This window comes from Pseudomonas sp. p99-361, assembly GCF_003935475.1.
GTDB classification, from domain to species: Bacteria; Pseudomonadota; Gammaproteobacteria; order Pseudomonadales; family Pseudomonadaceae; genus Aquipseudomonas; species Aquipseudomonas juntendi.
The window spans coordinates 1-9,421 of the sequence record NZ_RHQO01000110.1; the positions used below are offsets into that span (position 1 = coordinate 1).

Sequence of the window (9,421 nt, forward strand, 5' to 3'; positions counted from 1 at the left end):
TCGGGCCAATTATTCCTGTGGGATTCGCGCGCGAACGCCTTGGTGCATGCCTCAATATCGCGCCGTACAAACAAGGCGGCCGCGCGCGCCTGTCACAGGCGTTACTGGCCCGAAACAAACGTAGGAGCGAGCGCAGCTCGCGATTGCGCCGCGCGGGCGGCGCTCGATCTCACAGGCGCTGAAGATGCTCCGGCTACCCTTGCCAGAAACCATAGAATCTGTGGAAGCTGGCTTGCCAGCGATGAGGCCCTTACAGGCAATCACGGATCAACACTGCAGCAAGCTTTCAAGGTCTGCCGCAACCACCTATGTGCAGGGTCGTTGTGAAACCGCGGGTGCCAGGCTTGCAGCACCGTCACCCGCTCCAGCGGTACCGGGATCTCGAACGATCGCAGTGGCAACCCGAGCTTGTGCACGCTGTTGAGGATATTCGCCGGCATCGGCAGGATCAGGTCCGAATCCGGTAGCGAGAACAGCGCCGAGTGAAAACTCGGGGTAATCAATGCCACCCGCCGTTGCACCTTGAAGTTGGCCAGCTCGACATCAATCGGCCCGTTGGCCCGGCCACGGCGGGACACGCTGATCTGTGGGTAACTGGCAAAGCTGGTCGGCGTGATCGGCTGCTCGAAGATCGGGTGGTCGCGTCGGGCCAGGCCCACATAGTAGGTCTGGAACAGGCTCTGCACCTTGATCTCCGGTCCCAGATCAACGGTCGAGCTGATGATCAGGTCGGTGCGCCCGTCGCGCAGCACGCTGTCGTCGTCACCGCCGGGGCTTTCCGGCACGAAGCGCAGCACCGTGCGCGGTGCCTGCTCGTGCATGCGGCGCAGCAGCTGGGCGCCGTACAGGGCGATGAACAGGTCATTGGTGCGAATGTTGAAGGCACGGTCGAGCTTGGGCAGGTCGACTTCATCGGCGCTGCGGAACACTTCGCCGGCCTGCTCCACCAGCGCCGCCACTTGCTCGCGCAAGGCCAGCGCCCGTGGCGTCGGCACCAGCCCACGGCCGGCGCGCACCAGGATCGGGTCGCCCAACGCATCGCGGATACGACTCAGGGTCCTGCTCATGGCCGCGGGGCTCAGGTTCATGCGCTGCGCCGCACCGACCACACTGCCTTCGTCGAGCAGGGCATCGAGGGCGACGAGCAGGTTCATGTCCGGGAGTTGCATGGCCGTTTTCCATTACAGCTGGGGAGTGGCGATGGTAGCAGGTTGGCCGATTGCACCAGACGCAATGCGCTCGTGCGTGGTGGGGCATTTATTCTGGACGGTGATTGGGTCATAACAGTTGCAGTGCCTGCACCGACCCTATCGCCGGTGCAGGCAAATGACTAGCCAGCCAGAAGCAAGGATCCTGCATGCCTAGCCCAGTCCTGATCGCCATCGACGCCTCCCCCGCCGCCACTGCCCTGCTCACCCTCGCCCGCAGCTACTGCCGCCCCGGCGAACACGAATTGCACGTGCTGCTGGCCATCGACTCTACCTTCGCCGTGCACGAGCAACCCGCGCCCTACACCACCGAAGAGCTGGAGCAATACCCCGCCGCCTGCAAGGAACAGCACCAGGCCGACGACGCGGTGGCCAAGGCGGTAGGCGAGTTGCAACAGGCCGGCTTCGCCAGCCAGGGCTGCATGATCGCGGGGCAACCGGTCGAGGCGATCGTAGCCAAGGCGCAAGAACTGAACTGCGAACTGATCATCATGGGCCACCGCCACCTGTCACGGCTGGGCCGGTTGCTGGACCCATCGATCAGCGCCAAGGTGATCGACCGGGTGAAGGTGCCGGTATTGGTGGGGCCCGCCTGAACGCCAGGTTGTCGATGCTGGCAGGCGCACAGCGTACCCGGTGGGAGCGGGCGCGCCCGCGAACACCGGCGCAGCCGGTGCCAGCCACCGCGTTGGATTCTTGCCGGGCATGCCCGCCACCACAGGTCCAGCGCTGTATTCAAAGGCAGTGCAGTGACTGTGGGCCAGAATGGCGCCGCAGGTCACCCCTCGCTCGGCTTCACCACCACCGTACAAGTCGTCCCCGCCGCCAGCAAAAACCCTTCCGGCACTTCATCGATGTGAATGCGCACCGGCACCCGCTGCGCCAGGCGTACCCAGTTGAAAGTAGGGTTCACGTCGGCGATCAGCTCGCGGCTTTGCGGGTTGTCGCGGTCGTAGATACCGCGGGCGATGCTCTCCACATGGCCTTTGATACGCTCGCCGCTCATCATCTGCAGCTCGGCCTGGTCACCGACCTTCACATGCGGCAGCTTGGTCTCCTCGAAGAAGCCATACACCCAGAACGAGTTTTCATCGACCACTGCCATCACCGCTTCACCGGTACGCGCGTAATCGCCCCGGTGGATATTCAGGTTGGTCACGTAACCGTCCACCGTGGCTACGATGTGGGTCCGTTTCAGGTTGAGTTCGGCAGCCGCCAGCTCGGCAAGCGCCTGCTGGTAATCGGCCTGGGCGGCGTTGGCGATATTGCTGGCATCGTCACGGTTTTCCTTGGAGATCACCAGGTTGTCCATGTCGGCACGGCGCTTGGCGTTGACCTTGCGCATCTCCCAGGTGGCCTTGCGCGACGCGACCAGCGCCTTGGCCTGGTCGACAGCGAGCTGATAGTGCTCGGGGTCGATCTGGATCAACAGGTCGCCCTTCTTCACCCGCTGGTTGTCCTTGACCGGCACGTCCACCACATAGCCAGGCACGTCGGCGGCCACGTTGATGATATCGGCACGCACGCGGCCGTCACGGGTCCACGGCGTGGTCATGTAGTGCACCCACAACTGGCGACCGATGGCCACGGCAGCGACCAGCACCAGCAGGGTGGCGATCAGGCTGAAGAACTTTTTCATCGAAGGTTTCTCACCAGTAGACAGTAAGCGCCATGGCGCCGAACAGGCAGACGAACAGGCTCAGGCGCAGCAACGCCGGGTGCCAGAAGAAGCGGTAGCCATCATGGCTGGCGATGAACCGGTCCAGGCCCCAGGCCAAGCCCAACGCAAACAGGAACATCAAGGTCATGGTGGGCATGTACACACCATGGAAGGCGATTTCGCGGGGCATGCTTTCACGCAGCATCAGGCAGTCCTTTCGCCGGCACCAGCGGCGACTGTGGGTCGAGCAGGGAAGAACGGATGAAGTGCAGGTAGCTTTGCGCACGGCGCAGCACCGAGGTATCGAAGTGCCGGGCGAATGGCTCGTCGGTGGCCTGCACCCGGGCAATGGCATGGTCCACTGCTACCAGCGCGCGTTCGTGGTTGCTGGCACTGGGCTGCAGAAACAGCCGTGCCAGGGCCCGGCCCATCACGCGGATGGCCTGGCGCCACGGTTGCGACTCGGCATAGGCCGGATGCACCGGGGCGCGGGCCTGCTCCTTGCGCAGCTCGATAACCGCGTGGCCGACCTCCAGCACGGTGAACATCCAGCCCATCAGCTCGCTCTGAACCTTCGGCTTGCCGGCTGCCAGGCCGTAAGCCTGGTGCAGCAGGTCGCGGGTGCGGCTTTCGAACGCCGTGCCGATGCCACGCAGGCGGCCGCTGATGGCAAACAACACCTGCTCGCGTAGCTCCTGCTCCAGGCGGCTCCACAACCAGCGGCTGTTGGGTGGCAGGATGATCGCCCCGGCGGCGGCACACACGCACATGCCCAGAATCATGCCGATGTAGTCATTGATGAAGCTGTAGGGGTCGTACACGGTCAGGTTGTTGGGTACCGAGCCGATGGCGAAAAACACCAGCAGGCCAATGCCGTAGCCCGCGTAGGCCGGCCGTGACGAGAGAAACGCGCCGAGCACGAACACAGGCGCCAGCACCATGCACAGCAATGGGAACCCATCGATCCAGGGGAACACGAAGAAGGTCTCGAAGAAGCCGACCAAGGCCCCCAGCGCAGTGCCGCAGGCCATCTGGAACGACATGCGCTTGGGGTTGGGCGAGGCCGCCGACAAGCCCACGGTCACCGTGGCGATCAGGGTCATCATCGCGCCACTGGGCCAGTCGCTGAGCAGCCAGTAGCTGCCCAGCAGCAACAGCACTGTCGAGGCGCGCACACCCGCTGCCAACGACACCAGCCAGCTGGTCTGCGCCACATAGGGCTCGTCCCATTGCTCGCGCTCGTGCTTGTGTGCGGCCAGCGAGGCGTGGGTTTCGGCGTAGCTGAACATTTCGTCGATGAAGCGGTACAACAGCTCGAACACCGTGTGGAAGTCGAGCTGGTCAGCCGCGCTCGGCCCGGTTGCCAGGTAGTCGGCCCGCAGGCTACGCACCTGGGTTTGCAGGCCTTCCTTGTAGGCGCCCAGCTCCAGGGTCAGGCGCAAGGCATCGGCGTCGGTCAGCGCCCGGCCCACGTAGGGTTGCAACAGCTCCACCAAGGTGTTCAGGCCCGGCTCGATGGCGGTGACGATCTGCCGCGGGCCACGTGCACGCAGCCGCTCCAGCAGGCGGTGCAGGGCGTTGAAGCGTGTGGTGATGGCCATGAACTCGCTGTTCATACGCACCAGCCGGCCACTACGCCGGCGCATGTGCGGGTCTTCGAAGGCGGTGACGTTACGCAGGCTTTCCAGGCCCACCGCCTCGGCCACGAAGCGCACGTTGCTGCTCTCGAAACGGTCACGCTGGCTGTCACCGCGCAAGGCCTCGACCACCACCCCGGCGAACACACCAAAGCGCTGGTACAGGGCGTTACGCATGGCGGCGCTGGCCGACTGCGGCAGGATCGCGGCACTGACGAAAGTCGACACCAGGATGCCCAGGGCAATTTCCAGCACCCGCCACACCGCCGCCATGAACGCCTGGTCAGGGTGCTGCAGCACCGGCAGGCCGATCATGGCCGCGGTGTAGCCGGCCAGCACGAAGCCATAGGCGCGGAAGGTGCGGTAGCGCATGGCACCGGCCGAACACAGCCCAACCCACAGCGCCAGGCTGGGCAGGAACAGCTCGGTGTTCTGCGGAAAAATGGCAATCAACGCCACCATCATCGCCGAGCCGGCCAGGGTGCCGAGCACCCGGTAGAAGCTCTTGGCGAACACATGGCCGCTTTGCGGCTGCATGACGATGAACACGGTGATCATCGCCGTGCGCGGTTGCGGCAGCTCCAGGCGCATGGCCAGCCACAGGGTAATGAACGCGGCTGCCAGTACCTTGAAGATATAGACCCAGGTCACGCCATCGGTACGCGCCCAGGCGAAGAAGCCGCGACGCCATTCCAGGCTTTGCAGCCAGCGCACAGGCAAACTGGAAGTGCTCATTCAGCGTTGTCCGGCCGGGTATCGAAAATGGCCAGGGCCGCCGGGGTGTTCGGCGCAGCCTGGCGTTCTTCCTGGGGTACGTCCTGGCCAGCCTGCAGGCCACCGCCCAGCGCGGTGACCAGCTCGGCATGGGCGATCAGGCGTGCCGCCTGCACCTGCTGCTGCACCTGCTGCTGGCGGAACAGCAAGGTCTGCGCATTGAGCACGTTGAGGTAATCGGTAAGGCCACGCTGGAAGGCCACCGTGGCGATATCGTAGGTTTTCTGCGCGGCAGCCACCGATTCGGCAGCGAAGTGCGACTGCTGCTGCATCGACTCGCGGCGGATCAACTGGTCGGAAATGTTCTTCAGCGCACCGACCACGGTCTGGTTGTAGCGCGCCACGGCCACGTCATAGCCAGCCGAGGCCACGCCCAGCTGCGAGCGCAGGCGCCCGCCGTCGAAAATCGGCAGGCTGATGGCCGGGCCAACGTTGTAGTTGAACTTGCGCCCGGTCAGGAATTCCAGCGGCCCGCCGCCCGTGGCCATGAAGCCCAGGCTGCCGACCAGGTCGACGTTGGGGAAGAAGCCGGCGTGCGCGACGTCGATGCCGCGTGCCTGTGCAGCCACCTGCCAGCGGCTGGCGACCACATCCGGGCGCTGGCCGACCAGTGCCGCAGGCAGGTTGGACGGCAGCTTCAGTGGTGCGGCCAGGACCAGGGTCGGGCGCTGCAACTGCGCGCCCTCACCCGGCCCTTTGCCGGCCAGGGCGGCCAGCTGGTTGCGGGCCAGGGCGATTTCTTCGTCAAGGCTATCGAGCTGGCGATGGGTTTCCGGCAGCGGCGCTTCGGCCTGGCTGACTTCGAAATGGGTGCCGATACCGGCCGCCAGGCGGCGCTTGGCCAAGGCCAGGATCTGTTCTTGCTGTGCCAGCTCGGCCTTGACGATGTCGCGCTGGGCAAAGTGCAGGCTCAGCTGGATATAGGCGCGCACCACGTTGTTCTGCAGCTCCAGCTGCGCCTGGCGCGCTTCAGCCACGCTCATGTGCGCCTGGTCCACTGCCTGTTCACTGGCGTTGCGTTCACGGCCCCACAAGTCCAGCGCGTAGCTCAAACCAATGGCCGCGTTGTTGTCCCAGGTGTTGGCACCCGACAACGCGCCAGGCCCATAGAACTGGTCTTCAGGCCAGTTGTGGCGCTTGAGCGTGGCCTGGCCGTTGGCCTGGAGCTTTTCAGCCGACTCGATCACACCGGCCATGGCCTTGGCTTCACGCACCCGCGCGGCGGCCATGGCCAGGCTCGGGCTGCCGGCCACTGCCAGGGCAACCCAGCGGTCCAGTTGCGGGTCGCCATAGGCGTGCCACCACTGCTGGTCGGGCCAGTGAGCATCGCTTGCGGCTTCGCGAATGGCCGCGTCGGTGGTCAGGGTATTGGCTTGCAGCGTCTTGCTTTGCGGGGCGATGCCCCAGGTTCCGATACAGCCGCTCAAGGTGAGGGCAAGGGCACAGGCACTGAACGCACTGAGCGTTCTGATGATGCGACGCGGCACAGCTGCGATTTCCCGAGGAAGAGGTGGAGGGGCCGAGCAATTCTAGGGGGCGGCAGCACTGGCGATAAGCGTAGATTCCTGCGAATCTTTGTTACCAAAACGGCGATAATCCGCCTTTGGTCGAAGGTAAGTTTTCATAACTTTTGCGTTGCTTCGTGACACAATTTTGTCCTCTACCTCGAGAGTGACCCATGGACACCCTGCAAAACATGCGTGCTTTCAGTTGCGTAGCGCAATTAGGCAGCTTCACGGCCGCTGCGGCGCAACTGGACACCACCACCGCGAACGTATCGCGGGCGGTCTCCAACCTGGAAGCCCATCTGCAAACAAGGCTGCTCAACCGTACCACCCGCCGCATTGCGCTGACCGAGGCCGGCAAGCGCTACCTGATGCGCTGCGAACAGATTCTGACCTACGTCGAGGAAGCCGAGGCCGAGGCCAGCGACGCCCATGCGCGCCCCGCCGGGCAATTGAAGGTGCATTCGATGACCGGGGTGGGCCAGCATTTCGTAGTGGATGCGATTGCCCGCTACCGTGAATCGCACCCCGACGTGACCTTCGACCTGACCATGGCCAACCGCGTGCCCGACCTGCTTGACGAGGGCTATGACGTGTCCATCGTGCTGGCCACCGAGCTGCCGGACTCGGGGTTCGTTTCGCAGCGCCTGGGCATCACCTACAGCATCGTCTGCGCGTCGCCCGCCTACATCGCCCGCCATGGCCTGCCGCACAAACCTGCCGACCTGCTCAAGCACGCCTGCCTGCGCATGGTCAGCCCGGTGATCCCGCTGGAAAAGTGGCTGTTCGATGGCCCGGAAGGCCAGGAGATGGTCAACATCACCAGCTCGCCGTTCATGGTCAACACCGCCGACGCCATGAAAACCGCGATCCGCAGCGGCATGGGCGTAGGTGTGCTGCCGATTTATTCGGCCATCGATGGCCTGCGCGACGGCAGCCTGGTGCGGGTGCTGCCCGAGTACCGCCTGCAGGAACTGAACCTGTACGCCATCTACCCGTCGCGCCAGTATCTGGATGCCAAGATCAAGACCTGGGTCGAATACCTGCGCAACTCGCTGCCGGAAATTCTTGCCGCGCATGAGGCCGACCTGAAAACCCATCAGGTGCTGATCGCCAACTAGGGGCAGTTGCAAGTCGCAAGTCGCAAGTCGCAAGAAAAAGCAGATCCGTTCACGTGCTGCTTTTTCTTGTAGCTTGTAGCTTGCAACTTGTAGCTTGTAGCTTTCCCCTTGGAAGCAGCCCGATGAAAAAGACCGTCCTGGCCTTCAGCCGAATCACCCCGGCCATGGCCGAGCGCCTGCAGCAAGATTTCAACCTGATCCAGCCCAACCCCAAGTTGGGCGACATCGCCGCCCAGTTCAACGAAGCCCTGCCCGAAGCCCACGGCCTGATCGGGGTCGGGCGCAAGCTTGGCCGGGCGCAGCTGGAAGGTGCGGCCAAGCTCGAGGTGGTGTCCAGCGTGTCGGTCGGTTACGACAACTATGACCTGGACTACTTCAACGAACGCGGCATCGCCCTCACCAACACCCCGGACGTGCTCACCGAAAGCACCGCCGACCTGGGCTTTTCGCTGATCATGGGCTGCGCACGGCGTACCGCCGAACTCGACGCCTGGACCAAGGCCGGCAACTGGCAGGCAACCGTGGGCCCGGCGCACTTCGGCAGTGATGTGCATGGCAAGACCTTGGGCATCGTCGGCCTGGGCAACATTGGCGCAGCCGTGGCCCGCCGTGGCCGCTTCGGCTTCAACATGCCGATCCTGTACAGCGGCAACAGCCGCAAGAGCGCGCTGGAGCAGGAGCTGGGCGCGCAGTTCCGCAGCCTGGAGCAGTTGCTGGCCGAAGCCGACTTCGTGGTCATCGTGGTGCCCCTGTCGGACGCGACCCGCAAACTGATCAGCAGCCGCGAGCTGAAGCTGATGAAGCCCAGCGCGTTCCTGATCAACATTGCACGCGGGCCGGTGGTCGATGAAGCCGCACTGATCGAAGCGCTGCAGAACGGCACCCTGCGCGGCGCAGGCCTCGATGTCTACGAGAAAGAGCCACTGAGCGATTCGCCGCTGTTCAAGCTGCCCAATGCCCTGACCTTGCCACACATAGGCTCGGCCACCGCCGAAACCCGCGAAGCCATGGCCAACCGGGCGCTGGACAACCTGCGTGCGGCGCTGCTGGGTGAGCGGCCGCGGGACCTGGTGAACCCGCAGGTGTGGAAGGGCTGATCCCCCGGTTATCCCTGTACCGGCCCTATCGTCGGCAAGCCAGCGCCCACAGTTTCGGTAGCTGGCCGCTGATAGGGCCATGACTCATCTGGCCTCCACAACCCCCTCAGCTACCCGTGCCCTGGGCTTGCGAAACACCAGCACATTCCCTGCCATCACTGCGACAAGGGTTTGCCAGTGCCAGCCATTTCAGCAATCGGTTCCGCCAGGCCGTTGGCGCCACACCGGGCGAGTACCGCCTGGCCTTCAACCTGTGACATCGGGGCTGCTTTGCAGCCCATCGCAGGCAAGCCCCACAGGGATCGCCTTAGGGCTGACAGGTGTTTGCCACAAGGTATGGCAGCGCCTGTTAGAGCGAGCGCCGCCCGCGCGGCGCAATCGCGAGCTGCGCTCGCTCCTACGTTTGTTTCGGGCCAATT

The 9,421-nt window shown here is 64.3% G+C and carries 8 protein-coding genes and 2 pseudogenes; 4 read left to right on the forward strand and 6 right to left on the reverse strand.

What is annotated here, in order from left to right; translation table 11 throughout:
- Positions 1 to 260: 260 nt before the first annotated feature.
- Positions 261 to 1,169, reverse strand: a complete 909-nt coding sequence (locus EGJ22_RS25000; RefSeq protein ID WP_009685043.1) for a LysR family transcriptional regulator — start codon at positions 1,167 to 1,169, stop codon at positions 261 to 263.
- Between the two features lie 188 nt (positions 1,170 to 1,357).
- Here EGJ22_RS25000 and EGJ22_RS25005 point away from each other — a divergent pair, with 188 nt between their 5' ends.
- On the forward strand, positions 1,358 to 1,804 hold the full coding sequence (locus EGJ22_RS25005) for a universal stress protein (protein ID WP_009685042.1): 447 nt from the start codon (positions 1,358 to 1,360) through the stop codon (positions 1,802 to 1,804).
- Positions 1,805 to 1,986: 182 nt separating this feature from the next.
- Here the strand turns inward: EGJ22_RS25005 and EGJ22_RS25015 are convergent, their stop codons facing one another.
- From EGJ22_RS25015 to EGJ22_RS25030, 4 genes are read right to left on the reverse strand one after another with little or no spacing between them, the layout of a single operon-like run.
- Positions 1,987 to 2,847, reverse strand: coding sequence for an HlyD family secretion protein (locus EGJ22_RS25015; RefSeq protein ID WP_029888019.1), 861 nt, complete (start codon positions 2,845 to 2,847; stop codon positions 1,987 to 1,989).
- A gap of 10 nt (positions 2,848 to 2,857) precedes the next feature.
- Positions 2,858 to 3,058 (reverse strand): DUF1656 domain-containing protein, encoded by a 201-nt coding sequence (locus EGJ22_RS25020; protein ID WP_009685040.1) that lies wholly within the window; start codon positions 3,056 to 3,058, stop codon positions 2,858 to 2,860.
- Positions 3,059 to 3,062: 4 nt separating this feature from the next.
- Positions 3,063 to 5,240, reverse strand: coding sequence for an FUSC family protein (locus EGJ22_RS25025; RefSeq protein WP_029888020.1), 2,178 nt, complete (start codon positions 5,238 to 5,240; stop codon positions 3,063 to 3,065).
- Positions 5,237 to 6,766 carry an efflux transporter outer membrane subunit gene (locus tag EGJ22_RS25030; protein WP_029888021.1) on the reverse strand — a complete coding sequence of 510 codons (1,530 nt, stop codon included), beginning with the start codon at positions 6,764 to 6,766 and terminating at the stop codon, positions 5,237 to 5,239. Before EGJ22_RS25030 ends, EGJ22_RS25025 begins: the two co-directional genes overlap by 4 nt.
- Positions 6,767 to 6,957: 191 nt before the next feature.
- Here EGJ22_RS25030 and EGJ22_RS25035 point away from each other — a divergent pair, with 191 nt between their 5' ends.
- Both EGJ22_RS25035 and EGJ22_RS25040 read left to right on the forward strand, forming a co-directional pair.
- The gene (locus tag EGJ22_RS25035) at positions 6,958 to 7,905 is read left to right on the forward strand and encodes a LysR family transcriptional regulator (RefSeq protein WP_029888022.1); all 948 of its coding nucleotides are present in this window, start codon (positions 6,958 to 6,960) and stop codon (positions 7,903 to 7,905) included.
- A 122-nt stretch (positions 7,906 to 8,027) separates the two neighbouring features.
- The gene (locus EGJ22_RS25040; protein ID WP_029888023.1) at positions 8,028 to 9,002 is read left to right on the forward strand and encodes a D-glycerate dehydrogenase; all 975 of its coding nucleotides are present in this window, start codon (positions 8,028 to 8,030) and stop codon (positions 9,000 to 9,002) included.
- Positions 9,003 to 9,086: 84 nt separating this feature from the next.
- On the opposite strand, the pseudogene EGJ22_RS27030 reads toward EGJ22_RS25040, so the two are convergent.
- Positions 9,087 to 9,188, reverse strand: a pseudogene (locus tag EGJ22_RS27030) (EamA family transporter); the annotation flags it as partial.
- On the opposite strand from EGJ22_RS27030, the pseudogene EGJ22_RS25045 reads away from it, so the two are divergent.
- Positions 9,158 to 9,259 (forward strand): annotated as a pseudogene (locus EGJ22_RS25045) (AraC family transcriptional regulator); the annotation flags it as partial. The pseudogenes EGJ22_RS27030 and EGJ22_RS25045 sit on opposite strands and share 31 nt — an antisense overlap.
- Between the last annotated feature and the right edge of the window lie 162 nt (positions 9,260 to 9,421).